Annotated in this window: 24 protein-coding genes and 1 tRNA gene; 11 read left to right on the plus strand and 14 right to left on the minus strand. The window is 62.3% G+C overall.

Annotation, left to right across the window (positions count from 1 at the left end):
- Positions 1 to 19: 19 nt before the first annotated feature.
- The 5 genes from DNK49_RS08490 to DNK49_RS08510 form a co-directional block, all read right to left on the minus strand.
- Complete coding sequence (locus tag DNK49_RS08490; RefSeq protein WP_110523897.1) at positions 20 to 1,303, minus strand: RNA polymerase sigma factor; 1,284 nt, start codon at positions 1,301 to 1,303, stop codon at positions 20 to 22.
- Positions 1,304 to 1,331: 28 nt separating this feature from the next.
- A complete protein-coding gene (locus tag DNK49_RS08495; protein ID WP_110523898.1) occupies positions 1,332 to 1,688 on the minus strand; it encodes a YciI family protein in 357 nt (118 codons plus the stop codon).
- A gap of 136 nt (positions 1,689 to 1,824) precedes the next feature.
- Positions 1,825 to 2,967, minus strand: a complete 1,143-nt coding sequence (locus DNK49_RS08500) for a GNAT family N-acetyltransferase (RefSeq protein ID WP_110523899.1) — start codon at positions 2,965 to 2,967, stop codon at positions 1,825 to 1,827.
- Between the two features lie 6 nt (positions 2,968 to 2,973).
- Positions 2,974 to 3,300, minus strand: a complete 327-nt coding sequence (locus tag DNK49_RS08505) for a type II toxin-antitoxin system PemK/MazF family toxin (protein WP_110523900.1) — start codon at positions 3,298 to 3,300, stop codon at positions 2,974 to 2,976.
- Complete coding sequence (locus DNK49_RS08510; RefSeq protein WP_110523901.1) at positions 3,294 to 3,530, minus strand: AbrB/MazE/SpoVT family DNA-binding domain-containing protein; 237 nt, start codon at positions 3,528 to 3,530, stop codon at positions 3,294 to 3,296. Before DNK49_RS08510 ends, DNK49_RS08505 begins: the two co-directional genes overlap by 7 nt.
- Positions 3,531 to 3,796: 266 nt before the next feature.
- Here DNK49_RS08510 and DNK49_RS08515 point away from each other — a divergent pair, with 266 nt between their 5' ends.
- Entirely contained in the window at positions 3,797 to 5,413 is a 1,617-nt protein-coding gene (locus DNK49_RS08515) for an NAD+ synthase (protein WP_110523902.1), read from the plus strand.
- A gap of 53 nt (positions 5,414 to 5,466) precedes the next feature.
- A complete protein-coding gene (gene glnB, locus DNK49_RS08520; protein ID WP_110523944.1) occupies positions 5,467 to 5,805 on the plus strand; it encodes a nitrogen regulatory protein P-II in 339 nt (112 codons plus the stop codon).
- Positions 5,806 to 5,844: 39 nt separating this feature from the next.
- On the opposite strand, the gene DNK49_RS08525 is transcribed toward glnB, so the two are convergent.
- Both DNK49_RS08525 and trxB read right to left on the minus strand, forming a co-directional pair.
- Positions 5,845 to 6,903, minus strand: a complete 1,059-nt coding sequence (locus DNK49_RS08525) for a Smr/MutS family protein (protein WP_110523903.1) — start codon at positions 6,901 to 6,903, stop codon at positions 5,845 to 5,847.
- 10 nt (positions 6,904 to 6,913) lie between these two features.
- On the minus strand, positions 6,914 to 7,867 hold the full coding sequence (gene trxB / locus DNK49_RS08530; protein WP_110523904.1) for a thioredoxin-disulfide reductase: 954 nt from the start codon (positions 7,865 to 7,867) through the stop codon (positions 6,914 to 6,916).
- A 232-nt stretch (positions 7,868 to 8,099) separates the two neighbouring features.
- On the opposite strand from trxB, the gene DNK49_RS08535 reads away from it, so the two are divergent.
- From DNK49_RS08535 to DNK49_RS08550, 4 genes are all read left to right on the plus strand, one after another.
- A complete protein-coding gene (locus DNK49_RS08535; RefSeq protein ID WP_110523905.1) occupies positions 8,100 to 8,771 on the plus strand; it encodes a Crp/Fnr family transcriptional regulator in 672 nt (223 codons plus the stop codon).
- Between the two features lie 148 nt (positions 8,772 to 8,919).
- Positions 8,920 to 11,208 (plus strand): DNA translocase FtsK, encoded by a 2,289-nt coding sequence (locus DNK49_RS08540; RefSeq protein WP_110523945.1) that lies wholly within the window; start codon positions 8,920 to 8,922, stop codon positions 11,206 to 11,208.
- Between the two features lie 8 nt (positions 11,209 to 11,216).
- A complete protein-coding gene (gene lolA / locus DNK49_RS08545; protein WP_243632280.1) occupies positions 11,217 to 11,834 on the plus strand; it encodes an outer membrane lipoprotein periplasmic chaperone LolA in 618 nt (205 codons plus the stop codon).
- A gap of 45 nt (positions 11,835 to 11,879) precedes the next feature.
- Positions 11,880 to 13,271: a replication-associated recombination protein A gene (locus DNK49_RS08550; protein WP_110523907.1), complete on the plus strand. Its 1,392-nt coding sequence runs from the start codon at positions 11,880 to 11,882 to the stop codon at positions 13,269 to 13,271.
- Here the strand turns inward: DNK49_RS08550 and DNK49_RS08555 are convergent.
- Entirely contained in the window at positions 13,243 to 13,506 is a 264-nt protein-coding gene (locus tag DNK49_RS08555; RefSeq protein ID WP_110523908.1) for a hypothetical protein, read from the minus strand. The two genes, DNK49_RS08550 and DNK49_RS08555, sit on opposite strands and share 29 nt — an antisense overlap.
- A 260-nt stretch (positions 13,507 to 13,766) precedes the next feature.
- On the opposite strand from DNK49_RS08555, the gene serS reads away from it, so the two are divergent.
- Positions 13,767 to 15,059 (plus strand): serine--tRNA ligase, encoded by a 1,293-nt coding sequence (gene serS, locus DNK49_RS08560; RefSeq protein WP_110523909.1) that lies wholly within the window; start codon positions 13,767 to 13,769, stop codon positions 15,057 to 15,059.
- Between the two features lie 89 nt (positions 15,060 to 15,148).
- Here the strand turns inward: serS and mltF are convergent, their stop codons facing one another.
- Positions 15,149 to 16,531 carry a membrane-bound lytic murein transglycosylase MltF gene (gene mltF, locus DNK49_RS08565; protein WP_110523910.1) on the minus strand — a complete coding sequence of 461 codons (1,383 nt, stop codon included), beginning with the start codon at positions 16,529 to 16,531 and terminating at the stop codon, positions 15,149 to 15,151.
- Positions 16,532 to 16,704: 173 nt separating this feature from the next.
- On the opposite strand from mltF, the gene DNK49_RS08570 reads away from it, so the two are divergent.
- Both DNK49_RS08570 and DNK49_RS08575 read left to right on the plus strand, forming a co-directional pair.
- Entirely contained in the window at positions 16,705 to 17,052 is a 348-nt protein-coding gene (locus tag DNK49_RS08570; RefSeq protein WP_110523911.1) for a carboxymuconolactone decarboxylase family protein, read from the plus strand.
- 59 nt (positions 17,053 to 17,111) lie between these two features.
- A tRNA-Ser gene (locus DNK49_RS08575) sits at positions 17,112 to 17,199 on the plus strand.
- Between the two features lie 215 nt (positions 17,200 to 17,414).
- On the opposite strand, the gene ppk2 is transcribed toward DNK49_RS08575, so the two are convergent.
- On the minus strand, positions 17,415 to 18,638 hold the full coding sequence (ppk2, locus tag DNK49_RS08580; RefSeq protein WP_110523912.1) for a polyphosphate kinase 2: 1,224 nt from the start codon (positions 18,636 to 18,638) through the stop codon (positions 17,415 to 17,417).
- 201 nt (positions 18,639 to 18,839) lie between these two features.
- Between ppk2 and DNK49_RS08585 the strand changes: the two genes are divergently transcribed.
- Complete coding sequence (locus tag DNK49_RS08585; RefSeq protein WP_110523913.1) at positions 18,840 to 19,784, plus strand: alpha/beta hydrolase; 945 nt, start codon at positions 18,840 to 18,842, stop codon at positions 19,782 to 19,784.
- A 110-nt stretch (positions 19,785 to 19,894) separates the two neighbouring features.
- On the opposite strand, the gene DNK49_RS08590 is transcribed toward DNK49_RS08585, so the two are convergent.
- The 3 genes from DNK49_RS08590 to DNK49_RS08600 form a co-directional block, all read right to left on the minus strand.
- Entirely contained in the window at positions 19,895 to 20,755 is an 861-nt protein-coding gene (locus DNK49_RS08590; protein WP_110523946.1) for an HDOD domain-containing protein, read from the minus strand.
- A gap of 89 nt (positions 20,756 to 20,844) precedes the next feature.
- Positions 20,845 to 21,453: a xanthine phosphoribosyltransferase gene (xpt, locus tag DNK49_RS08595; protein WP_110523914.1), complete on the minus strand. Its 609-nt coding sequence runs from the start codon at positions 21,451 to 21,453 to the stop codon at positions 20,845 to 20,847.
- A gap of 101 nt (positions 21,454 to 21,554) precedes the next feature.
- Positions 21,555 to 23,159, minus strand: coding sequence for a methyl-accepting chemotaxis protein (locus DNK49_RS08600; RefSeq protein WP_110523915.1), 1,605 nt, complete (start codon positions 23,157 to 23,159; stop codon positions 21,555 to 21,557).
- 436 nt (positions 23,160 to 23,595) lie between these two features.
- Between DNK49_RS08600 and DNK49_RS08605 the strand changes: the two genes are divergently transcribed.
- Entirely contained in the window at positions 23,596 to 25,620 is a 2,025-nt protein-coding gene (locus DNK49_RS08605) for a methyl-accepting chemotaxis protein (protein WP_110523916.1), read from the plus strand.
- A 142-nt stretch (positions 25,621 to 25,762) separates the two neighbouring features.
- Here the strand turns inward: DNK49_RS08605 and DNK49_RS08610 are convergent, their stop codons facing one another.
- Positions 25,763 to 26,626 (minus strand): SPFH domain-containing protein, encoded by an 864-nt coding sequence (locus tag DNK49_RS08610; protein ID WP_110523917.1) that lies wholly within the window; start codon positions 26,624 to 26,626, stop codon positions 25,763 to 25,765.
- Positions 26,627 to 26,828 lie beyond the last annotated feature (202 nt).

The following is a 26,828-nucleotide window of genomic DNA, read 5'->3' on the forward strand; positions in this document are numbered from 1 at the left end:
CAGCATGAATGGCAAGGGTTTACCCTTGATTGCAGCGTTCTGCCCGTGAGCGCAGCAATGCCTGCTCGCGTGTGTTGCGGGTCAGCGTCGCGGCACGCTCGAACTCGATGCGTGCCTCATCCCGACGGTTCAGACGCAATAGGAGGTCGCCCCGGACACTAGGCAGAAGGTGGTAGCCTTGCAGCGCCTGCCCGTTGCATAGGGCGTCGACAATGGCCAGCCCATCCTCGGGGCCGGAGGCCATGCCGACTGCGACTGCACGATTGAGCTCGATGATGGGTGATGGCGTCAATCGCGCAAGCGTTCCATAGAGTGCGGCGATCTGTCCCCAGTCGGTGTGCTCGGGGGCTGACGCCCGTGCGTGGCAGGCTGCAATCGCCGCCTGTAGCGTGTAGCTGCCCGGCGAACTGGGCAAGGCCTCTGCCCGGGCAAGTGCCGTCAAACCTTGGTGAATCCGGATCCGGTCCCAGCGTGATCGATCCTGGTCCATCAACAGTACGGGTTCCCCATCGGATGAGACCCGCGCCTTCAAGCGCGAGGCCTGGAGTTCCATCAGCGCGAGCAGACCAAAAGCCTCGCTTTCCCCAGGCATCAGGCCCGTCAGCATGCGCGTCAGCCGGGTGGCTTCCTCACACAGGGCGGGGCGGGTCCATTCGCCGCCGGTGGTGGCGGCGTAGCCTTCGTTGAAAATCAGGTACAGCACTTCCAGCACCGTGCCAAGACGCGGATGCAGCTCGGCAGCGGTTGGCAATTCGAAGGGAATGCGGGCCTGGCTCAAGGCCCGTTTGGCGCGGACGATGCGCTGTGCAACGGTGGGTTCCGGTTTGAGATAGGCGCGGGCGATCTCGGTTGTGCTCAGGCCCCCCATGACCCGCAGCGTCAGCATACAGCGCGACTCGGCCGGCAGCATGGGGTGGCAGGCGGTGAAGATCAAGCGCAAGGTGTCGTCACCGACCGGGTCGTCCAGGCGGGTATCGACTGCCTCGGCATGGGCCGCGGTGGCGAGCTCGTGCTGAAAGTCCAGCTCACGGCCGATCTCCATGGCCTTCTCTGCGGCGAAGCGCTTGTGCCGCAAGTGGTCCAGCGCCCGTCGCCGGGCAGTGGTCAGCAACCAGGCGCCGGGTTTTTCCGGAATGCCGTCTACCGGCCAGTGTTCGAGTGCGGCCAGTAGGGCGTCCTGCGCAAACTCCTCCGCCAGACCGACGTCGCGCACGATGCGTGCCACGCCGCCAATGATGCTGGCCGCCTCTATGCGCCATACCGCTTCGATGGCTTTGCGGCTTTCAAGGTCCTGTCGGGTCATCGCCGGCAGTGAGAGGCGGGATGCGGGATCAGCGGATGTAACAAGGCGCGCACTCGCGCACTTCCACCGTTGCCCAGCGGGTGGCAGGGCAGCGGCTGGCGATTGCGACGGCTTCCTCACGGCTGCTCACATCGAGCATGAAGAACCCACCGATCATTTCCCGCGCCTCGGTGAAGGGGCCGTCCAGCAGCTGAGGGGTGCCATTGCTTGTGGAGAGGCGTACCGCGTGTTCGTCCGGGCGCAGCGACTCGCTGGCCAGCAGGACGCCTTCCGCCTGCAGCGCCGCGGCATAATTCATCATTTCTTCGTAAAGGTGGCGGGCTTCGGTTTCGTCCCGAGTGGCGCGCTGGCCACGGGGCTCGACGATCAAAAGCAGAAAAGCCATGTCTCTTACCTCGAGCGCATCGTCATTCAGTGAAGTGTCAGGCAATTCATTGTGGATGAAGAATCACGATCGAACAAACCGTGGACGTGCATGAGCATACGGCACGGGTGCCGGGCGTTTGAATGTGGTGGGCGCATCACCCCGTTTCATTGCGAAACGGCGAGCGTTCCGACAGTTCGTCCATGTAAAAACGCATGCCTTCGGTTTCGCGGGCGAGAAAGCGATCGACCGCATCGCGAAAGCGTGGGTCTGCAATCCAGTGTGCCGAGCGCGTTGGCACGGGCTCGAGGCCGCGTGACAGTTTGTGCTCGCCCTGCGCGCCGCCTTCGAAACGCTGCAGGCCATGGCGGATGCAGTAGTCGATCGCCTGGTAGTAGCACAACTCGAAATGCAGGCAGGGCAGGTGCTCCAACGCCCCCCAGTAGCGGCCGTACAGGGCCTGCTGGTCGCACAGGAAGAAGGCCGCGGCCACTGGCTGGCCGTCGCGTTCTGCCAGCACCAGGCGCACGCCGTCGGGTAGCCTGCGTGCCAGTTCGGTAAAGAAGTCCGGGGTCAGGTAGGGCGTAGACCGGTGCTGCGCGTAGGTTGTGGCGTAGCAATGGTAAAAGAAGCGCCAGTCCTCGGTTCGGGCGCTGTGGCCATCTTCCCAGCGCAGGCTCAGTCCATGGGCGGCAGCACGGCGGCGGTCCTGGCGGATCTTCTTGCGTTTCTCGTGATTCAGATGTGCCAGAAATCCGTCGAAATCAGCGTACCCGGCGTTGTTCCAGTGAAACTGCACGCCCTGGCGCAGCATCAATCCCGCTTCACGTAGCCATTCACCCTCCTGCTCGGTCGGGAACAGCAGATGAAAGGACGACTGGCCGCTCTCCGTGACCATTGCCATCACGGCGCCCAGCAGATCGCGGCGCGCGGCATCATCCACGCCGAGCAGGCGCATGCCCGGTACCGGGCAGAAAGGCAGCGCAGCCAGCCACTTCGGATAGTAGGCCAGGCCGTGGCGGTGGTAGGCCTCCGCCCACGCCCAGTCGAACACGTATTCGCCGTAGGAGTGGTGCTTCTCGTACAGCGGCATTGCTGCGATCAACGCACCGTTGCGCCACAGCGTCGCATGGCGGGGCACCCAGCCCGTGTCGCCGCCCACGCAGCCGGTGGTCTCCAGCGTATCCAGAAAGGCATGTGACGTGCAGGGCTGGCCGTCGGTCAGTGCATCCCATTGTGCGGCGGGTAGGTCAGCCAGATGGTCAAGCAGGGCAAAGCCATTTGCGGGGCGGGAAGTCATGGCGCCTCAGGCAAGCATCTGCAACAGGGTGGGGTGCCAGATGGCTGTGTCGATATCCCCCATCTTGCGTGTGAGGCGAATCTTGTCGACGCAGCGGAGTTGGTCCAGCAGGATGCGAGCGGGCTTTCCGTGAAACTCGGTTTCCGGCCGGCAACCCAATGGCTGCCCCTTGCTGGTGATGGGGGCTACGATCACGCGAGGCAAGGCTGCGTTCATGTCGTCGGGCGAAATCACCAGTGCAGGACGGGTTTTCTGGATTTCACTGCCGACCGTCGGATCAAGATTCACCCAATAAACCTCTCCGCGACAGATGCGTGAGCCTCCCCTTACCATTCCCACTCACCCGCGTCCGCATCAACAGGGAGCGTGCCCCACGCATCCGTATCGGCCTCCGCGCGATAATGGTCGAACCAACCGGTGCGGGAGGGTTGCACCGGTTCGATGACAATGCGGGCGCCGTCCAAGCGCATCTCCACCTCGTCAGCGATACCGCACTCCGCCAATAGTGGGGCTGGAATCAGGATTCCGCGTGAATTGCCGATTTTTCTGACTGTTGTACGCATGGAGAGGTCCTGTCATGGCTGTGATAACGTTGTTATTACATCAGGAAGCGCGATCAAGATCAAGAAGGCGTATCGCTTGCCCTATTTTTGTGCAACTGCAAAATATCCTTGCTGGACCGAGGCTTGGGGTCGGTGTCCCCGGCTTATCCACAGGCTTGCTCACGGTGTATGTGCACAGCTGAGTGTGTCTTTCGGTACCGCTGGATGCCGAATCCGGCAGGGGTCAGTGCGCCGGTCGGGGGCGTGACGCGGTATAGTTGCGCCCCATGAAGACCTCGCTTTCGATCGCTGTCGCACAGCTCAATTTCACCGTCGGCGACCTGTCGGCCAATGCCGACCGTATCATCGACGCACTTCAACAGGCACGCGCCCAGGGGGCCGACCTGCTGCTGACACCCGAGCTGGCGCTGTCCGGCTACCCACCGGAAGACCTGCTGCTGCGGCCGGATTTTTACCGTGCGTGTGCCGAGCAGATGCGCCGCGTCGTCGACGCCTCCGAGGGGATCTGTGTCGTGGTCGGGCACCCGGAAGAGCGCGCGGGGGCCTACTACAACGCTGCCACCGTGATCCGCGACCGTCACACCCTGGCGACCTATCACAAGCACCTGCTGCCCAACTACGAGGTGTTTGACGAGCAGCGCTACTTCACCCCCGGTGCGGTGCCCTGCGTGTTTGAACTCAACGGCACCCGCATTGGCGTGAATATCTGCGAGGACGTGTGGGACACCGGCCCGTCCCTGCTGGCGCAGGCAGCCGGTGCAGAGATGCTGCTGTCGCTCAATGCCTCGCCGTTTCACGTTGGCAAGCAGGCTCAGCGCCACGAGGTGCTGCGCGCCCGGGTGGCGGAGACGCGCTTGCCGGTGCTGTACTGCAATATGGTGGGCGGGCAGGACGAACTGGTGTTCGATGGTGCCTCCTTCGCACTCGACCGCGACGGTGCGCTCCGATATCAGGCGCCGGTCTTCGACGAAGCACTGGATGTCATCGGCTTTGCCCATGGGGGCTGGCAATCCGGGCGTACGGTGGAGTCCGCGTCGGTCGAGTCAGATGTGTATCGGGCGCTGACGGCGGGGGTGCGCGACTATCTGGGCAAGAACCGTTTTCCGGGCGCCATCATCGGTTTGTCGGGCGGTATCGATTCGGCGTTGACGCTGGCCGTGGCGGTCGATGCGCTGGGTGCCGATCGCGTGCGCGCGGTCATGATGCCTTCACCCTATACCGCGCAGATGAGTCTGGACGATTCGCGCGAGATGGTCAGGCGCCTGGGTGTGCGCTATGACGAGATTCCCATCGAACCCGCAATGCAGGTGTTTGCCGGTCTGCTCGAGCCGCAGTTTGCCGGCCTGCCTGCAGACACCACCGAAGAGAATCTGCAAAGTCGTATCCGCGGCATGATCCTGATGGCCTTGTCGAACAAGACCGGATCGATTGTGCTGACCACCGGCAACAAGAGCGAGATGGCCACTGGCTATGCCACGCTCTATGGCGACATGGCGGGCGGCTTTGCCGTACTCAAGGATATCTACAAGACGCTGGTGTATCGGCTGTCTGACTGGCGTAATTCGGTTTCGCCGGTGATTCCGCAGAACATCATCGACCGTCCGCCCTCGGCCGAGCTCAAGCCCGACCAGAAGGACCAGGACAGCCTGCCGCCCTACGAGGTGCTCGATGCCATCATCGAGGCCTACATGGAACGCGACGAATCGCCCCGGCAGATCATCGCCGCCGGTTATCCGGAGGCCGATGTGCGTCGTACCGTCGGCATGCTCAAGCGCAACGAGTACAAGCGGCGTCAATCGCCGGTCGGCATCCGCGTGACCCCACGCGGGTTCGGCAGGGATTGGCGTTATCCGATAACATCGCGGTATCAGGATGAATATTGATTCGTGCCAATGCGCACCGCAACCGTGATTGTGCCGGCCAACAGGAGGAACACATGAAGAAGATCGAAGCCATCATCAAGCCGTTCAAGCTCGACGAAGTGCGTGAAGCGCTGTCGGAAGTCGGCATCACCGGCCTGACCGTTACCGAGGTCAAGGGCTTTGGCCGTCAGAAGGGGCACACCGAACTGTACCGGGGGGCCGAATACGTGGTCGACTTCCTGCCCAAGATCAAGGTCGAGATCGTCATCACCGACGATATCGTCGATCAGACCGTCGAGGCCATCATCAAGGCCGCTCAGACCGGCAAGATCGGCGACGGCAAGATCTTCGTGTCTTCGGTCGAGCAGGTCGTGCGCATCCGCACTGGCGAAACCAACGAAGCTGCAATTTGATCGTCACGGCCGGTCAGGCTTCAGGCCTGGCCGGTAGATTTACCGGCGGGTGCTGTTCTGCGCCCGCATCAATACCAGCAGTGCCCCACCGCCGCCATCGTGCGGGCCCGCCTGGCAGAACGCCAGAATCTCTTCCCGCTGTGCCAGCCAGCCGCGCGACAACTGCTTGAGGATGGACACCTTGCCCGGTGAGCCCAGGCCCTTGCCGTGGATCACCCGGATGCAGCGCTTGCCCTGATGCAGTGCCGACGCAAGAAAATGCGCCAGTGCCTCCCGTGCTTCGTCGCGGGTCAGCCCATGCAGATCGATCTCGCCCTGCAATACCCAGCGCCCGCGACGCAGGTCGCTCAGCACCCGGCGCGGCAACCCGGGTCGCAGGAAGGCGGCTTCGTCGCCCATGTCCAGACGATCTTCGAAGGTCAGTGGGGCCGCCAGCGACTCGTGCAAGGCTTCGCGCTCGTCGGCTTCGAGTTTCAGCGGTAGCGGGGCAGGTGTGGGTGCGTTCAGTTCGACCCGGTTGCGAGTATCGACAGGTCGTGCTCCGCGTGTCGCGAGGCGGAACAGTACAGCGGGGTCGGACAGGTCGGCATCTGCCGGCAGCACCATCGGGGGCGGTTCGGATCCGCCCAGTCGTGCAGCTTCGGCCTCTGCCTGCAGGGCGCCGATGCCGCGCGGGCGGCGTGGTGCAACGCCAAGCGCCACGCGGCCACTGTCCGCCAATGGCGTGACGTCCGCATACGCGGCTTGCAGTGGATCGAGCGGGGCACGCTTTGTCACCGGCTCCGGCACGTCGGTGTCGGCCGCTTTGGGGCGTGGCAGTGGTGCAGGGCGAGGGCGGTCCAGCTCCGCGCGACCGCCATCGTCGAGTGGTGCTACGCCCGCCAGTGACTTGCGGAACAGGGCGAGATCATCTTCTGCCGGTACCGCGTCGGCATCGGCAGAGGTAGGGGATGAGGTCTTTCGGGGCGCGGCCTTGCCTGTTGGGGCTGCAGGCTTGACCTTGAGCGCGGCCAGCGCCTTGAACGGGTTGTCTGCGCCAGCCTTGCCCGAGCGCTGGGCGGGGGCCGTGTCTTGCGAACGGGCAGGGCGGCGCGACATGGTGGAGCGCTCAGTTGCCCAAGCTGTCCAGGTAGCGCTCGGCGTCGAGCGCTGCCATGCAGCCGGTGCCGGCCGAGGTGACGGCCTGGCGGTAGATGTGGTCCTGCACGTCGCCTGCGGCAAACACACCGGGGATGCTGGTCTGGGTGGCGTTACCGTGGCGGCCGCCCTGCGTCACGATGTAGCCGCCATCCATTTCCAGCTGACCCTCGAAGATGTCGGTGTTGGGTTTGTGGCCGATGGCAATGAACACGCCCTGCAGTGCGATGTCGCGGGTGGCGCCGGTGTTGGTGTCCTTGATGCGCATGCCGGTCACGCCGGAGTTGTCGCCCAGCACTTCGTCCAGCGTGGCGTTGAGCGCAAGCTCGATCTTGCCCGCAGCAACCTTCTCCATCATCTTGTCGATCATGATCTTTTCGGCGCGGAATTTTTCGCGACGGTGGACCACGGTCACCTTGCTGGCAATGTTGGCCAGGTAGAGCGCCTCTTCAACTGCAGTGTTGCCGCCGCCGACCACGGCCACTTCCTGATTGCGATAGAAAAAACCATCGCAGGTGGCGCAGGCCGATACGCCGCGTCCGGCAAACTTTTCTTCCGAGGGCAGGCCAAGGTACTTGGCGGTCGCGCCAGTGGAGATGATCAGCGCATCGCAGGTGTATTCGCCCGAGTCGCCGATCAGCTTGAACGGGCGCTGGCCCAACTGCACGGTATGGATGTGATCAAAGATCATCTCGGTGTTGAAGCGTTCGGCATGCTTCTGGAAGCGCGCCATCAGGTCAGGGCCCATCACACCGTCGGCATCGGCCGGCCAGTTGTCAACCTCGGTCGTCGTCATCAGCTGTCCGCCCTGGGCCAGGCCGGTGATCAGCACCGGATTCAGGTTGGCGCGGGCAGCGTAAACAGCAGCGGTGTAGCCGGCGGGGCCGGAGCCAAGGATGAGCAGACGGGCGTGCTTGGTGGTCATGACGTAGGTATCCAGCGTGTGAGCAATGGCGCAGATTATAGCCGAGCCGCCATATCAGTCCGATGAATGGCGGTAATAGTCCTGAACTATGCTGAGGGTGGAGGGGCAGGCTCGAGTGCGGCCATGCGGGCTCCATGCCTGATTGCCGTCCGCATTTATTCGTTTATACTTTCGGACGAAATACACCGATACATTTTCGTTATCGAATGCGACCTTGCACGATGGAGCCTACATGAGCCAGCAGAATGCGGTTTCAACAATCGCCCTGAAGACATTCCCGCTGTTCAGCGGCCTGTCGGACGACGTGATTGCCGCTGTCGCGCGTCATGCCTTGATGCGGCGCTTCCCGCGCGGGCAGACGGTAGTGCGTGCGGGGGATCGCACCGACTATGTCTACTTTGTGCTGACGGGCAGTCTCAAGGTCGTGGTCAGCGACGAGGACGGCCGCGAGGTCATCCTGTCCATCCTGGGCCAGGGCGAACTGTTCGGCGAGATGGGCATGTTCGGCGAGCAACCGCGCTCCGCCTCGGTGGTGGCAGTGGTGGCGGCTGATCTGGTCATGATTGCCAAGCACGACTTCCGCGAACTCATGCAGGACAACTTCGAGATTGCCTGGCGCATCATGTGCAACCTCGCAGAGCGTCTGCGCAATGCCGATCGCAAGATCGAAAGCCTGGCCTTGATGGACGTCTATGGCCGGGTTGCCGGGCTGCTGCTCGAGATGTCAGAGGATGTCGATGGTGAATCGGTGGTGGTGCGCAAGATCTCCAAGCAGGACATCGCCAAGATGATCGGCGCATCGCGCGAGATGGTGTCCCGTGTCATGAAAGACCTCGGGCAGCAGGGGCTGATCGAGGAAACCCCCAATGGCATCATCCTGCGCGAACGCCTCAATGAGCTCTGAACCTGGCTGGCGTCCTCGGGCCGATTTCCGGGCCTGACCGTTGGCCGGTGCGGGTAGTTTGTTTCGCACGGCAACATCGAGGGCGGCGGGGGCGGTCCATCGCATATAATCCGGGTTGTTTCCTGTTCCGGTCGCCGATCGCCCCCTGATGCTGTCTCGTTCGTCATCCCGTTCCCAGCCTTTACCCGAGAAAATCTCGCTTTTGTTACAGGAAGCCCGTTGGCTGATCCTGGGCGTGATGTCGCTCTACATCGGGCTGGTGCTGCTCGGCTACAACAAGGCCGATCCGGGCTGGTCGCATGCTTCGGTGGTCGATCGCATCACCAATCCGGGCGGGCGGTTTGGCGCCTGGCTGGCCGATTTGCTGCTTTATCTGCACGGCGTGTCGGCGTGGTGGTGGGTCGTGTTTCTCGGCTACGGCCTGATGTGGGGCTTTCGCCGTCTCAAGAACCAGCTGACCATCGATCGCCGGTCGTTCTTCTTTGTGTTTGCCGGCTTTCTGGTGGTGTTGATCACCAGCAGCGCGCTCGAGTATCTGCGTTTCCACTCTCACGGTGCGGCCTTGCCGCTGTCGCCCGGCGGCCTGTTTGGCATGGAGCTTGGACAGCTGGTCCAGCGCAACTTCGGCTTTACCGGTGGCACCTTGCTGCTGCTGGCCCTGATGGCGGCAGGGCTGTCGCTGTTTACCGGCATCTCGTGGCTGAGTGCGGCCGAGGGTGTGGGCGCCTGGCTGGAGCAATCCGTGCTGTCGGCACAAGCCGCATGGGCGCGCTGGCAGGACCGCAAGGTGGGGCAACAGATTGCACAAAAGCGCGAAGCGGTGGTCGAAACCCGCCGGCGCAAGGTCGAGCAGGCACCGCCCGCGCCGTTGCGCATCGAACCTGCAGTGGTCGAGGTTCAGCGCTCCGAGCGGGTGGAGCGCGAGCGTCAGCAAACCCTGTTCGACGACAACCCCGAAGGCGCGATCCCGCCGCTTGGCCTGCTCGACCCGCCGACTGTCAATGGCGAGCCACCGTCGCCCGAAGCGCTGGAATTCACCTCCCGGCTGATCGAGACCAAGCTGGCTGACTTCGGTGTCGAGGTCAAGGTGCTGGCTGCGTACCCGGGGCCGGTGATCACCCGCTACGAGATCGAGCCTGCTGTCGGCGTCAAGGGCAGTCAGGTGGTCAATCTGGCCAAGGATCTTGCCCGGGCGCTGTCCATGGTATCGATCCGCATGGTCGAGACCGTGCCGGGCAAGTCCTGCATGGCGCTCGAACTGCCCAACCCCAAGCGTCAGACCGTGCGCCTGTCAGAAATCCTCGGCTCCAAGGCCTATCAGGATATGGGGTCGGCGCTGACCGTGGCGCTGGGCAAGGACATCGGTGGCCAGCCGGTCGTGGCCGATCTGGCCAAGATGCCACACCTGCTGGTGGCCGGTACCACGGGTTCGGGCAAGTCGGTCGGCGTCAATGCCATGATCCTGTCGCTGCTCTACAAGAGCGAGCCGGAGAAAGTGCGCCTGATCATGGTCGACCCGAAAATGCTGGAGCTCTCCATCTACGAGGGCATTCCGCATCTGCTCGCTCCCGTCGTCACCGACATGAAGCATGCCGGCAACGCGCTCAACTGGTGCGTCACCGAAATGGACAAGCGCTACAAGCTGATGGCGGCTGTTGGTGTGCGCAACCTGGCCGGCTTCAACAAGGCGGTGGTAGAGGCGCGCAAGCACGAGACCCCGCTGACCAACCCGTTCTCGATCACTCCGGACAACCCCGAGCCGCTCGAGACCTTGCCCTACATTGTGGTGGTGGTGGACGAGTTCGCCGACTTGATGATGGTGGTCGGCAAGAAAGTTGAAGAACTCATCGCCCGTCTTGCGCAAAAGGCGCGTGCCGCGGGTATCCATCTCATCCTTGCCACCCAGCGGCCGTCGGTGGATGTGATCACCGGCCTGATCAAGGCCAACGTGCCCACCCGTATTGCCTTCCAGGTGTCCAGCAAGATCGATTCACGCACCATTCTCGACCAGATGGGGGCCGAAGCCCTGCTGGGCATGGGCGACATGCTTTATCTGGCACCCGGTACCGGGCTGCCGGTCCGTGTGCACGGTGCCTTTGTAGCCGACGAGGAAGTACACAAGGTGGTGGATCACCTGAAGCGGCTGGGCCCGCCCGACTATATCGAGGGCATCCTGTCTGCACCTGAAGACGATCTCGAGGCCGCCCTCGGCGCTGGTGGCGAAGGCGGGGAGGAGACCGACGCGCTCTACGATCAGGCGGTCGAGATCGTCGTCAAGACGCGCCGCCCCTCCATTTCACTGGTGCAGCGCCACCTGCGCATCGGCTACAACCGGGCTGCACGCCTCATCGAGCAGATGGAGCGTGCCGGGCTCGTATCGCCCATGGGCAGCAATGGCAATCGCGAAGTCATCGTGCCGCCGAAGGAAGGAGAATGATGCGCCGGATGCTGAAGTTCCTCGTACTGGCCGCCCTGGTGTTGCCCGTCAGTCCGTCATGGGCCGCCGACGGCATCGCACAGTTGCGCCAGTTTGTTTCTGCCACCCGCAGCGCGGAGGGCGAGTTCGACCAGACCGTGATGGCCCGCTCGGGTCGCAGGCCGCAACAATCGTCGGGCACCTTTGCCTTTGCCCGTCCGGGCAAGTTCCGGTGGGAATACCAGATGCCCTATCCGCAACTGCTGGTGGGCGATGGCGAGCGTCTGTGGTCGTGGGATCGTGACCTCAATCAGGTGACGGTCCGCCCGATGGGGGATGCGCTGGGCTCCACGCCGGCCGCCATCCTGTTCGGCAAGGTCGAACTTGACCAGGATTTCGAACTTGCTGATGGCGGCACGAGCGATGGTGTGGTTTGGGTGAATGCGCGTCCGCGCAAGGCCGACAGCACCTTCGAATCAATGCGCATCGGGCTGGCCGAAGGCCAGCTGCGGCGCATGGAGTTGCGCGACAACTTTGGTCAGACCACGCTGATCGTGTTCACCCGCTGGCTGGCGAATCCGCCGCTCGATGCCACGCGCTTCCGCTTTGTGCCGCCAGAGGGGGCTGACGTGATCGGTTCCAACTGATCGCGCCACCACTCCACGCCGCTCCACGCGCCCCAAAGCCCTTCAATGACCGACCTGTTCGAAGCCCTCGAGCCGCCGCGCGTGCCGCTGGCCGAGCGTATGCGGCCGGCCACGCTGGACGACGTTGCCGGGCAGTTGCATCTGCTGGGGCCCGGCAAGCCGCTGCGGCTCGCATTTGCTTCAGGCAAACCCCACTCGATGATTCTCTGGGGGCCGCCGGGGGTGGGCAAGACCACGCTGGCGCGGCTGATGGCCAAGGGTTTCGACGCCGAGTTCGTCGCACTGTCGGCGGTGTTCTCCGGTGTAAAGGAGATCCGCGAGGCCATTCAGCAGGCGCAGGCCGCGAAGGCGCGCGGCCGCCACACCATCCTGTTTGTCGACGAAGTGCACCGTTTCAACAAGTCGCAGCAGGACGCCTTTCTGCCCTTTGTCGAGCAAGGCCTGGTCACCTTCATTGGTGCCACGACCGAGAATCCCTCGTTCGAGGTCAATTCCGCGCTGCTGTCGCGGGCTGCGGTGTATGTGCTCGAATCACTCGACGCTACTGCCATGGCCGCGCTGTTTGAACGTGCCCGGCAGACGGCCTGTCCGCAACTGGAGGTCGAGGATGATGCGCGCGAGCGCCTGATCGGCTTTGCCGACGGCGATGCCCGTCGGCTGATGAACCTGGTCGAGCAGATTCAGGTGGCAGCCGAGACGGCCGGGGTCAATCCGGTCACGGCAGACTTCGTCGATCAGGCCTTGTCACGCAATCTGCGGCGTTTCGACAAGGGCGGAGAGGCCTTTTACGATCAGATCTCTGCGCTGCACAAATCAGTGCGCGGTTCAAACCCGGACGCATCGCTGTACTGGCTGTGCCGCATGCTCGACGGCGGCGCAGACCCGCACTACCTGGGCCGGCGCCTGGTGCGGATGGCGGTGGAAGATATCGGCCTGGCCGACCCGCGTGCGCTGGAAATCTGTCTCAACGCCTGTTCCACCTACGAAAGGCTCGGCTCACCCGAGGGAGAGCTCGCGCTGGCCCAGGCCACCATCTTCCTGGCCTGTGCAGCCAAATCGAATGCGGTATACAAAGCTTACAATGCGGCGCGCAAGTTCGTTGCCGATCAGGGCTCCAAACCCGTACCCATGCATCTGCGCAATGCGCCAACCCGGTTGATGAAAGAACTGGGTTACGGCAAGGCCTATCGTTATGCACACGACGAGCCCGACGCCTACGCAGCGGGCGAGAGCTACTTGCCGGAGGGCATGGCAGCGCCTGGCTGGTATCAACCGACGCCACGCGGCATGGAAGCAAAGATCGGCGAGAAGCTCGCCTATCTTCGCAGGCTGGACGCCGCCGTTTCAGGCGCGACGCCGCCCGCCTCGCACACCGACAGACGGCGAGGCGGGGTAGAGGCAGGCAAGCCTAATGCGGCAGAGGATGATCCGTCATGAAACGGGCGCACAGCGAACGTGCGGATTCGGCCTTTTCGTTGTCGCCACGGGCGTCGGCTTTTTCGATCAGGTCGAGCATGTATTGAGTCAGCAACAACACCCCTTCGGGGGTTTGCACCAAGCCGCAGGCAACTTGCGCGGCGGCAGCATCCGGAATGCCTTCATGTTCGGCAATCAGGGCAACTTCTTCTTCGGTCAGGTCGCAGTAATCTAGGCAGTCACGAATGGATAGCATGCAGTTTCTCCTCCTGGTGTCGGCGCTGTCTGACGCAGCGTTCATTCCTCTCTAAGCCTACGCCATGGAGTACTGATTGCAAGAAAAGTTTCCCCCCAAGATTTCGCTTAAGCGATTGATTGATATAATCAATTTGTGCGCTGCGCCAATACGGTGACGTATTGTGTGCCATGCGATCGGCTGCCGGTGCTGGCGCGATCGCGGTTTTGACCCGAATATTCAGTCCTTTAACTTCATACACATCGCTCCAGGATTTCCCGATGCTCGATATCCAGATGCTTCGCAGCCAGCTCGACGTAGTGGTTGCGCGACTCGCCACCCGCGGCCTGCAGTTCGACACCGCCGCCTTTCTCGCGCTGGAGGAAGAGCGCAAGCAGTTGCAGACCCGCACGCAAGAGCTTCAGGCCCGCCGCAACAACCTGTCCAAGCAGATCGGCATGCTCAAGGGCAAGGGTGAGGACGCCTCTGCGGTGCTGGCTGAGGTCGGGCAGTTGGGCGACGAGCTCAAGGCCTGCGAGCAAGCCTTGCCGGTGGTTCTGGACAGAATGAACGCCTTTCTTGCCGGCTTGCCCAACCTGCCGCAAGAGAGCGTGCCGGTGGGCGAAGACGAAAGCGGCAACGTCGAGGTCCGGCGCTGGGGCGCACCTGCCAGCTTCGATTTCGAAGTCCGCGATCACGTCGACATCGGTGCGCGCCTTGGCCTGGATTTCGACACCGGGGCCAAACTCTCGGGTTCGCGCTTCACCTTCATGCGTGGTCAGGTCGCCCGTCTGCACCGTGCGCTTGCCCAGTTCATGCTCGACACCCAGACCGGTGAGCATGGCTACACCGAGTGCTATACCCCCTACATCGTCAATCGCGAAGTGCTCGAAGGCACGGGCCAACTACCCAAGTTCAAGGAAGACATGTTCTGGGTACTGCGTGGCGGTGACGAAGAGGTGCGCGAGCAGTACCTCATCTCCACTTCCGAGATCTCGCTGACCAACACCGTACGCGAACAGATACTGACTGCTGACGCGTTGCCGATCAAACTGACTGCACACAGCCCCTGCTTCCGCTCCGAAGCGGGCAGCGGCGGGCGCGACGTACGCGGCATGATCCGCCAGCATCAGTTCGACAAGGTCGAAATGGTGCAGATCGTCGCCCCGGATCAAAGCGAAGCTGCGCTCGAGGAAATGGTCGGCCACGCCGAAGCCATCCTGCAGAGGCTCGAGCTGCCCTACCGCGTCATCACGCTGTGCACCGGCGACATGGGCTTCTCTGCAGCCAAGACCTACGACCTCGAGGTCTGGCTGCCGGCGCAGGGTACCTATCGCGAAATCTCCAGCTGCTCCAACTGCGAATCCTTCCAGGCGCGGCGGATGCAGGCCCGGTTCAAGAACGCCCAAGGCAAGAACGAGCTCGTGCACACCCTCAACGGCTCGGGCCTCGCGGTCGGCCGTACGCTGGTCGCCGTGCTGGAAAACTACCAGCGCGCCGATGGCAGTGTCGAGGTACCCAAGGCGCTGCGCCCCTATATGGGCGGTCTTGAAGTCCTCACGCCGCAAGCGTAAGCAGCAACGGCCAATCCCCCGCCGTCCCGCGGCGGGATTGCATCCCGCCATACGATCCCCAGCAAACCCGCCGTGCTTGGTCAGCAGGCCTATTCCTGCCGGCTCAGGCGTAGTTCCGGGGTGCCCAGCAGGGGCGCCTGAAGTGGCCCGATGCGGGTCAGGATGTCGTGGTAGTTGCGCACGTTTTCAGTCATGACCACGGCCTCGCCACCGCGTGCGGGGCCGGATTTCAGGCGGGACGCGTAGTCGGGGCGCGACATCAGCGGCAGCACCGCCTTCATATCCCACCACGACGTTTCGTCTTTCCCAAGGCGTCGGGCGATCGAGCGCGCACCGTTGAAATGCCCCATGCCGAGATTGTAGGCAGCGGTCGCCATCCAAAGTCGGTCAGGCTCGGGGATTTCCTGTGGCAGTTGGTCCTGCAGCATCGCAAGGTAGCGAGCACCGCCGAGGATGCTCTGGCGCGCATCCAGCCGGTTTTGCACACCCAGCCTGTCGGCCGTCTCGGTCGTCAGCATCATCATGCCGCGTACGCCAGTGCGCGAGGTTGCCAGCGGATCCCAGTGAGACTCCTGATAGGCAATTGCGGCAAGGTAGCGCCAGTCGATGCCGGTTGCCGCTTCCGCATCCTGAAAATGGCGGATGAAGCGTGGCAGGCGCTCTTGGATGCGTGCCAGAAACGTGGCGATATCCTGATCTCGCAATCGGCGTACATAGCCGAAGTAGCGATCGGCCATACGTGAGATCAGCCCTTCCGCCTGTGCCTCGGTCAGGAAGGACTCCACTTCCGCGGCCAGGCCTCCTTCGCTGTCGATCGGCATCGCCCAGGCAATATGGCTCTTCAGGGGTAGATCATACGCAAGTGTCAGATCGGGGTTGATCCTCGACGCAAGCGCAAAGTGAATGCGGTCGGTGGCAACCAGGTCCAGCGTACCGTCGGCCACCTGGTCGAGCAGGACCTGATCGCGGCGACGTGTGTAATGCACCATCAGCGTGGGAACACGCTTGTTGATGCCTTCAAGGGCTTCTGCCGCCAGCGTGCCGCGCCGTACTGTGACCGTGCGTCCGGCCAGATCGTCCTCACGGTCGAGTTCAGGCCCTTCGCTACGGCCCGCCAGCACGAAGTCCACCTCCCGCAAGGGGGGAGACCAGCGTAGCGGAAAGCGATCGTTGCGCGCCAATGCCGCCGCAGCAAGATGAACCTCGCCGTTCAGTACCGCATCAACCGCCCGAACCGGATCCCGATACACCACGAAGCGTACCGGTACCCCCAACTTTTTGCCCAGTTCCATCAACAGATCATGTTCGAAACCCGAACGTGTGCCGTCTTCTTCCTCACGGTAGGAGATTGCATCCAGTCGGGTCGCCACACGCAACTCACCAAGCGTCCGGTAATCGGCCAGTCGGGTTGTTTCCTGTTGCCCGCAAGAAAGCAGCAACAGGGCGAGGAGGGCAAGCAGCAGTCGTCTCAAGAGGGGTCATCCGGTCGCGGTCGCAGGATTCTGCGCGCGGATCGCCGCCGATGCAATCTGCTGACGATGATGAATGAATGGTGCGGCGCCGAACCCTGGTTTGATCAAGGTCATGGAGTCACATGCGCCATCTTGGTACATTAATGTTTTCTAACTTACTGATGGATGGCGGTATGTCGAAGTCTTTTGTCCAGATCACGTCCGATATCTCACGAGCCCTGGAAACCCTGCGCGCCGAGGCGCCTGAAACCATGCAGGGTTTTGGCGCCATGGCCAAAGCCTCGATGAAGGCGGGTGCCCTGTCTGCACTCGACAAGGAACTGATTGCGCTGGCAATCGGGGTGACGGCGCGCTGCGATGGTTGTATCGGTTTTCACGTCAAGGCCTTGATCCGTCTCGGCGTCACCCGAGAACAACTGATGGAAACACTGGCCATCTGCACCTATATGGGCGGCGGTCCCGCACTGATGTACGCGGCGGAAGCCATCCGTGCATTCGAGGAAATGTCGCCGAAGGCTTAAAAAGATTGGCAGAGGGCTGTACTTTTTTAGCGAGTCGTCTATAATCGCGGCCTTCGAGCGGAGAGGTGGCAGAGTGGTCGAATGTACCTGACTCGAAATCAGGCGTACCGCAAGGTACCGTGGGTTCGAATCCCACCCTCTCCGCCAGCAGATTAAAGCGCAAAGCCCGGTTCCGAAAGGTTCCGGGCTTTTTGCTTTTCTGCACACCCGATGTGTTTTGATCAGGCGTGAGCCGAGTCATGCAACGCATTGGGGTAAATGAGCACGCCGGCGAGGCCGTTCATGCCCATTCATCCAGTAGCGATCCGTGATGGCGACAGGGAGCGCCTGAGCGTGGCTTCCCCGCGCTTCGATCGTTACGATTACAGGATCGGCGTATCCTTCTCCCCGCGCTCATACACCACGTTGGCGCGGCCGACCAGCAAGGGGTCCAGCGGGCCGATGCGGTCCAGATCCTTGTTGGTGTAGGGCAGCTTGTGCAGCACATAGCGCATCGCATTGAGGCGTGCGCGCTTCTTGCAGTCGGACTTGACCACCGTCCACGGCGAATCGGCGGTGTCGGTGTAAAAGAACATCGCCTCCTTGGCCTTGGTGTAATCGTCCCACTTGTCGAGCGAGGCCAGATCGATGGGTGACAGCTTCCACTGTTTCAGCGGATGCGATTCACGCTCCTTGAAGCGGCGGCGCTGTTCCTCGCGGCTCACCGAAAACCAGAACTTGATCAGGTGAATGCCACTGCGCACCAGATTGCGCTCGAACTCCGGCACCTGGCGCATGAACTCGTTGTATTCGTCCGGCGAGCAGAAGCCCATCACCCTTTCCACCCCGGCCCGGTTGTACCAGGAGCGGTCGAACATCGCGATCTCGCCCGCAGTGGGCAGATGCTGGATGTAACGCTGAAAATACCATTGGCCACGCTCGGTTTCGGTGGGCTTTTCCAGCGCCACCACATGCGCGCCGCGCGGGTTCAGATGTTCCATGAACCGCTTGATCGTACCACCCTTGCCGGCCGCATCCCGCCCCTCGAACAGAATCACCACGCGCTGCCCGGTTTCCTTGACCCAGGCCTGCAGCTTCAACAACTCGACCTGCAGGCGGTACTTCTGCTTCTCGTAGTTGCGCCGCGACATCAGGTTCTTGTACGGGTAACCGCCCACCCGCCAGTCATCCGCCAACTCCTCATCCGGCTTGGCACGGGGTACCGCAGGCGCGGTGCGTTCGAGCAGGGCCTGGCGCAGGCGGGCGGCATCGTCGGGCGAAGCACCGGCGAGGATGGTCTCGAGCGTCCTTGCGATGTCCTCCACCTTGCCTCCGGCTGCATTGCCCAGGATGTCGGCCACTGCAACCGCTTTGGATTCGCGCGCAGCGGCAACCGCCTGTTCGATCTCGAACTGCTCGATCGCCAGCGCATCCAGCGCGGGAGACGTGTCGCCCGCCGTGGCCCGACGAGGCTTTGCCGCCGTGCGGGCTGTGCCCGACGCCTTGGCGGGCGTCCTGCGTGGCGAGGGTTTGCCGGCTGTCGTCTTTGCAGGGCTGGGCGTGCCGGTGGTGGTGGAGGTGTTGCGGGGATCGTCAGCCTTGCTCATCGTGTGTCCTCGTATTCTTATGGGGTCGCAGTGATCACGAAGATTCTATGCCGAAGGTCGGGGCTCCGGTCTGCGCATGATCAAGTTCTCCGCAGCAAATCCCGCCCGCGGCGGTCTCTGCGCAACCTGCTTGTGCTCGTTGGCCACGTCAGCAGTTAGAATTCTGCACTGCACAAGTCATAACAAACAGGTCGCCCCTTCATGCCTCTCAGCGCCCAGGCCCGCTCCCTGCTCGACATGGTCTATCGTGTCGGTGCCCCTCGCTTTCACGAGCTGTCGCCCACCCAGGCGCGCCATTCGTTCCAGAAGCTGCAATTTGCCTTTCGTCCGGATGCGCCGGCTGTCGCCTCTGTGACCGAAGTCCCCATCGGTCGTCCGGATGGCAGCGTATTGCTGGCCCGCTACTACCGGCCGCTGCAGGCTCATCCCCGGCAAAGCCTGCCACTACTGATCTACTTTCATGGTGGTGGATGGTGCGTGGGTGACATCGAAAGCTACGACGTCCTGTGCCGCCAACTGGCCAATGGTAGCGGCTGTGCAGTGCTGTCGGTGGACTACCGCCTGGCGCCGGAGCATCCGTTTCCGGCGGCCGTCATCGATGCCCGTCTGGCGGTAGAGTGGGCTGTCGAACAGGCAGATCTGCTGGTCATCGACCCCACCCGTGTCGCGCTGGGTGGTGACAGCGCTGGCGGCAATCTGTCCATCGTCACTGCGCTCGCCCTGCGTGATGCCGGTGGGCCATTGCTGCAGTACTTGATGCTGGTCTATCCCAGCACCGAGATCGTCAGCAACCGACCTTCACGCGACGCCTACGCTGATGGTTTCTTTCTGGATCGTGAGACGCTGGACTGGTTTTTTACCCGTTACCTGCCCGAAGGCAACACCGAAGACTGGCGCGCCTCGCCCATGCGCGCCGACTCACTTGCCGGTTTGCCGCCCATGCTGTTGATGACTGCCGAATGCGATCCGCTCAGCGACGACTGTGTTGCCTTTGTCGAGCGGGTCAAGGCAGAGGGAGGCGAAGTGGATCACCGTCCGGTTGCCGGCATGGTTCATGGCTTTTTTACCTTGGGCAAGTTCTTCCCCGAAGCCAGCCAGGCCGTCGCGGATGCGGCCGCAGCGTTGGCTGAACGGCTGGGTCGGTAACGAACGGCGGGGTTGTCACCCCGCTCTACGTGGAAACACCCCGTGTGCCTTTCACCCGTCGTAGGGCGGGGTGCCAACCCCGCCGCGGTCGGAAGGGGCGTGGCGTTTGCTTAACCGCAGACGGTCGCCAGCATGGCCTGGCGCATCTCACGTGCCTGGTTGACCAGTTCTTCGAACTTGTCAGCCTCGATACCTGCAATGCAATTTTCCAGCATCTCCGGCCGGCGCTGCACGCCCAGCACCGAGTCAAAGGGATTGGGCGATTCTGCGGCCAGCGAGGCGACAAACACGATGTCGCCCAGTGTGGCGGGGGGCCAGGCGCCGCCATAGGGGTTTTCGTACTCGAACGCATCGAGCACCTCTTCGGGTAGCTCGAAGGCCTCCAGAATGGCGCGGCCAACCGGTTCGCTCCAGACTTCAACGAACTCGGCAAAACGCTCCAGGTTTTCTTCAAGGGCCGGATAGCTCGACGCTCGCGCAAGCAGGAAAAACTGGCCGATATCCACCATCATGCCGGCAAACATCGCACGATCGGGCGCCACCGTGCGCAGCTGGTGCGCAAACGCGTACGACCACGAGGCCACATCTACCGAATGCATCCACAGGCCCGATGCAATCAGACGCATGTGCTTGGAGCGGTGATCCTGCGCCAGCTGCTCGGCCGACACCGCAAACGCCAGGCAGCGCAGCGCAGCCAGACCGATGCGTTTCACGGCGGTGCCGACGTCGGCAATCTGGGTGCCGTAAGGGTTCAGCATCACCGCGTTGGCCATGCGTACCGCCTTGGCGCTGAGCACCGGCTCGGCCTTGACTACGTTGGCGATATCGTCGAGCGACGAGTTTGGATCGTCCGCCATGCGTTTGATCCGCAGCGACACATCCAGCGCGGTCGGAAAGTTCAGCCGACCGTCTTCGAGCTCGGCCTCGATCTGCTCCGAAAAAGCCTGGGCTTGCGCCTCGTAATCGTGCATCGTGGTACCCATCCGCGGTGATTTCGATCTAGTTTAGCGCGCTCACCCTCCACCGGCGAGCGCGTCAAGCAAAAAGGTCGGCTTCCAGCTCAGGCGGTCGGTTGGATCAGGATGGCCTTGCCGTCTTCCAGACGCAGCACCTGCGCCAGTGTCGCCACTGGCACGTTCAGTGCCTCGATCAGTTCGTGCCCCAGCTTGAAACGCTTTTCCACGATAAAGCCCGCACCCAGCACCTCCGCACCGGCTTCGCGTGCCATCTCCACCAGCGCCACCGCCGTGCGACCGTTGGACAGAAAGTCATCCACGATCACCACGCGTGATCCGGCAGGAATGAAACGCTGCGACAGCACCAGCTTGGTTTCGCCTCCCTTGGTAGGCGACGGAATCACCCGAGAAATAAAGGGCGATTCAACCTGCGGTGCGTACTTCTTGGCAAACACCAAGGGCACGTTCAACGCTTGCGCCACCACCAGCCCGGGGGCAATGCCGCTGGCCTCGGCGGTCAGGATCATCGACGGCTGATAGGCCGACAGGCGGCGGGCCAGCTCGCGGCCCATCTCGGCGATGAAGGACGGCTCGATGCGATGGTTCAGAAAATGGTCGATCTTGAGGATCTGATCGCCAATGATCGTCGCCTCGGCTTCGATCCGGCGTACCAGCGGCGCAAACGGCGCGCTGAGTTCGATATTGTGGGTCATGTGCGAATCCGCAAACGGATAGCCCCCGGGGTCGGGGGCACAAGCGCGGATTCTAACTCAAGCGATGTTTCGGGTGAGACGGCCGCCGCATCCGCCGGCGACTACAAGCGATAGATCGCAATTTCAGCACGCATCTCTTTGGCCAGTTGATCCAGTGCCGTCGCACCGGCAGCACTCGATTGCGCGGCGGCGCTGCACTCCTCCGCCATCTGGGCAATCTGCTCGACATTCTGCGCAATCACGTTGCTGGCCATGCCTTGCTCGCGAATCGCACTGGAAATCTCATCAACCATGGTCAAGGAACGCGCACTACCTGCACTGATCCGTTCGATCGCCTCTGTTGCGCTGCCCGCTCGACTGACGCCTTTCTCCACCATGCTCTCGGCTTCACGCATACGGGCCACTGCTTCCGTTGACAGATGGCGAACCGATGCCACCATCGAGGCGATCTCGGATGTCGATCCGCTGGTGCGCTCAGCCAGCTTTCTCACCTCGTCGGCCACTACGGCAAAACCGCGTCCTTGCTCACCGGCACGGGCCGCCTCGATCGCCGCATTGAGCGCCAGCAGATTGGTCTGGTCGGCAACATCCCGGATCACCGAAACAATCGACGAAATCCGGTCACCATGCTCCTCCAGTTCGCGGATTCGTCCCGCAACCTGTGCGACTGAGCGCGCGATGGCATTGATATCGTCAACCGTCTCACCAATGATGCGAATGCCCTGTTCCGCGAACTGTCCGGATTCGTGTGCAAGGTTGCGTGCCTCCATCGAGCGGTCGCTCACGTGGTTGATGCTGACCGTCACCTCCTCGATGGCTGCTGCCATGCCGGATGCGGCGTCGCTTTGTGAGGACGCCGCCTCTGCAACCTGCGAGGCGCTTCCCGTCATTGTCGTGGACGATGCGCCAAGCTGGTTGGCTTGTGCGGACATGCGTGAAAAGCTGTGGGATATCTTGTCGAGCAGGCGGTTGAGCGCTGCCGATGTCGTCCCGATCTCATCCTTGCCAAGCACCGGAATACGGACCGAAAGATCCTGTGTTGTCTCGATCACCTGCACCGACGCCTGGATCTGCTCGACCGAACGGCGAATGCCGCGAATCGTGGTAACGCTTAGCAGCGCAATCAGCGCCAACCCCAGCACCGAAACCCATATCGACAGTATCTCGCCCCGGCTCGCCGACTCAATCGCTTCTGCCGACGCGGCCGATGCTTCGTTGAAGTCCAGTTCCAGATGCTCATCAAGCAACTTGGCCAACGCAGCACGGCGGGCGCCCATGGGGCCGCTCAGATCCAGGGGGGTCTCGCCTGCACGAACTCGCTGAATGAACTGAGTCAGCAAGCTGACGTACTCGTCGACCAGCACCCCTTCGGCTTCATACAACTTTCGTTCGGCCTCGCTTCCGACCAGGGGTGCATAGGCGGCAAAGTTGCGCTTGAGCGCGGCAGCCTGCTGTTCCAGGCTGGATTCGAGGGATGCCTTTGCTGCAGGATCGCTTGCGAGCGTATGGCGAAACAGGGTGATGGCAAGTAGCTGCTGATCCGAGCGAATGGAATTCAATAAATGTATCGACGGGAAAACGGTATTGCTGAAACGGTCGATGACGCTCTCGCTGTGCTGTGCGCTACGTATCCCGATCACACTGACTGCCAACAGTGCAGCGATGGAAAGTGCTGCGAGGATCATGAGCTTTTTCGTAATGGTCATGCAGAAACTCCAGCAGGATCGAGTGGGCAGGATGTGTTTTTAAATGCGGTTGAATCTTATCTAAGGCGCTATTCTAAAAAGAGTTTTCAAGATCATAGTTCAGCGGAAACGTTGTTGGAAGCTCATTTGATTTGGGTTCTTGATATGTCTAAAGGTGTATAGCTTTCAATCCCCGTGATTGTCCTGTACACGAAGAGGGCAAGGCGTCTGGTCCAGGTATCACCTGAGCAAGGTGGGGAATGCCCCATCGATCTGAATCGAATTCGCTGAGCCTCTGCACTCGTTAGCCCAAGAGTCGAATTGACGGCCATCATGGTCTCTGATCGGGGCTTTGTTCCAGAATCCGCCTGCTATCCTTCAGTACAACGACAACTGCATGATCAATGCACCTGGTAGCCCGCGTACCACACACCGGTCCTCGGGCAGGGAGAATCACATGGATATCCTGTTCCGCCCCATCATGAGCCTGCTGGATCGCTTCCGCTACCCGTGGAAGTTCGCCTCCATCTGTCTGGTCTGCCTGTTGGGCACGCTGGCCTTGCTGGGACAGATCTACTTCAGCCTGACCAAGGACATCGACTTCACCCAGCGCGAGATCGCCGGCCTGGAGCTGCTCGACAAAAGCTTTTCGGTGCTGGTCATCAGTCAGCAGCACCGTGGATTGTCCTCCGGCCTGCTCGGCGGCAGCGAGGACCTGCGCCCGCGCGTGGCCGACCGCGCCAAGGCGCTGGCTGACGCCATCGCCAAGGTCGACACCGAACTGACCGGCAATGCAGACTGGGCGCCGCTTGGCGCACGCTGGCAGGACATCCGCAGCCGCCTGCAAAAGCTGCTGGCCGACGGCCTGTCAATGAAGGCGCCCGACAACTTTCGCGCCCACACCGAAACCATCGAACTGACGCTGTCCTGGATTGGCGATATCGGCAATGTCTCCAATCTGGCGCTCGACCCGGTCAGCGACAGCTACAACCTCATCGACCCCATGCTGCACGCCATCCCCGACATCACCGAGCGTCTGGGCCGCCTGCGTGGCCGGGCGACCGGCATCATTGCCCGGGGCGAACTGGCCACTGCCGACGAGCATGCCATCGTCTCGCAACTGGCCGAACTGGCCATGACCCAGGCACAGCTCAAGGACCGACTCGGTCGAGCGGCACAGGCCAACACCACCCTGCAGGCACCGCTCACCTCGGCGATCGCCGAAATCGACGCGGGTATCGCACGTCTGCGCGACACCGCGCGCAGCGAGGTGCTGGGCAGCGCATTCACTATTGCGCCGGCAGCCTTCTTCGACATTGGCACGGCTGCCATCGACGTCGTGCTCAAACACTACCGTGACACCGTGCGGCCTTCCGCGCAGCGTCTGCTGGCCGAGCGCATGGACCAGTTTCAACGCAACGTCATCAACAGCCTGCTGGTCTCCGTTGCTGCCTTGCTGATTGCCGGCTACCTGTTTGGCGGCATCTATTTTTCCATTGTCCGTTCGGTGCGCGAGCTGGTGCAGGGCGCCCAGCAGTTTGCCAGCGGCAACTACCGCGCACGGGTCAGCTTCAGCGCCCATGACGAACTGCGCATGGTGGCGGATCGTTTCAACACCATGGCCCACGATGTGGCAGAGCTGATCGGTGAAATCCAGAAAAGCGCCGTGCAGGTCGGGCGTGCCTCGGCCGAAGTCTCCGCCGCGGCCAATCAGGTTGCCGAGGGCTCCAACACCCAAAGCGAGGCCGCTACCGGCATGGCAGCAGCAGTCGAACAGATGACAGTCGGCATCGACGAGATCTCCCGCCACGCCGGTACCGCCCAGCAGCTTGCCGAGCAATCCGGGCAGCTCTCGCGTGAAGGGGGCGAGGTCATGCAGCGCACCGTGGGCGAAATGGAGCGCATCGCCGAAGCGGTCAATTCATCCGCCTCTGCCGTGGGCGAGTTGGGCGAAAAGGCGCGTCATATCAGCTCCATGGTCGAGGCCATCAAGCAGATTGCCGAACAGACCAACCTGCTGGCCCTGAACGCCGCCATCGAAGCTGCCCGTGCGGGCGAGAGTGGCCGTGGCTTTGCCGTGGTTGCGGATGAGGTGCGCAAACTGGCCGAGCGCACCGCAGGGGCAACGCAAGAGATCACCGCCATGTCCTCATCCATCCAGCAAGGTACCGAGCGCGCAGTCGTTGCCATGCAGAACGGCGTTGCCCGCGTCCGTGACGGCGCCGAATTGACCACCCAGGCCGGCCGCTCGATGGACGAAATCAACAGCGGCGCGCAAGAAGTCCTGCGCGCAGTCAGCGACATCTCGTTTGCCCTGCGCGAGCAAAGCAGCGCCAGTGCCGAAATTGCCCGCAACGTCGAGCGTATCGCCCAGATGAGCGAAGAGAACAGTGCGGCCGTGCGCGACACCGCACAGACCGCCGGCACCCTGCAAACCCTGGCCGTGGGGCTGGAGAAAAAAGTCGAGCGTTTCCAGGTCTGATGACGAAGGGGGGCGATGCCTTACGCGCCCCAGGTCGTCACCCGGCCCTTCAGATCCGCGCCCTGTGTTTATTGACGAGCCGTTGTGCTTGGCAGGCTCGGATCAAGCGGGAACACGGTATTCAAGGGCCGGGTGAATCCTGTCAGCCCTTGAGTCCTGCCTTGCCTACCAGGCCACGCAGGGTCTCCTGCAGATCGGCGGGTAGCACCACAACCTTGGCGTTGCCCGATTCGCTGAGTTTTTCCATCGCGCTGATGTATTTCTCACCCAGCAGATACAGCATCGGTGTGGTCTGATCGCCAATCGAAGACGACACCCGGCGAATCGATTCGGCCGACGCTTCGGCCAGCATCACCTGAGCGTTGGCATCGCGCTTGGCGGCCTCCAGGCGGGCTTCGGCTTCCAGAATCGCAGCCTGCTTTTCGCCCTCGGCTTTGGTCACCATCGCCTTACGCTCGCGCTCGGCGGCGGCCTGCAACTCCATCGCCCGCTGCATCGACTGCGACGGCTTGATGTCCTGGATCTCCACCGACTTCACCGTCAGCCCCCAATCCACCGCCTCGTCGGCAATGCTCTCACGCAGGCGCGCCTTGATCTTGTCACGCGACGACAGCGCCTCGTCCAACTCCATCTCGCCCACGATCGACCGCAGCGTGGTCATGATCAGGTTACGGATCGCCTCGGAAAAGTCGGTCACCCCATACACCGCCTTTACCGGATCGGTGACCTTCACAAAAGCAATTGCATTGGTCAGGATCACCGCGTTGTCACGCGTGATCACCTCCTGCTCCTGCACGTCCAGAATGATGTCCTTGGTCACCAGCTTGTAGGACACATTGTCCAGGTAGGGAATCAGAATGTTCAGCCCCGGCCGCAAAGTGCCCAGATACTTGCCCAGGCGCTCGACAATCCACTCCTCACCCTGCGGCACCAGCCGCACCCCCTTGGCAATGGTCACCACCACAAAAATCAAAATCGCAAGGGCAACGGTCAGGCCAGTCGTCATGTTTGAAGCTCCGTAAAAGAAAATCCAGAATCGCCCGCCGGTGGATGCATCATCGCACACCCGGCGGGATTCCATCCCGCCCTTGTATTTTGTTTTCGTGCAAAATCGGTTGGTGTGCGGTTTGCCGTGCTGGGTTCTCGGATGGAGCGCGTAGCGCGATTGAAGAGAGCCCAGCACGGGGCCATCCGGACGCTGCACAGTT

It is taken from the genome of Parazoarcus communis SWub3 = DSM 12120 (assembly GCF_003226565.1).
In the GTDB taxonomy this organism is placed as follows: domain Bacteria; phylum Pseudomonadota; class Gammaproteobacteria; order Burkholderiales; family Rhodocyclaceae; genus Parazoarcus; species Parazoarcus communis.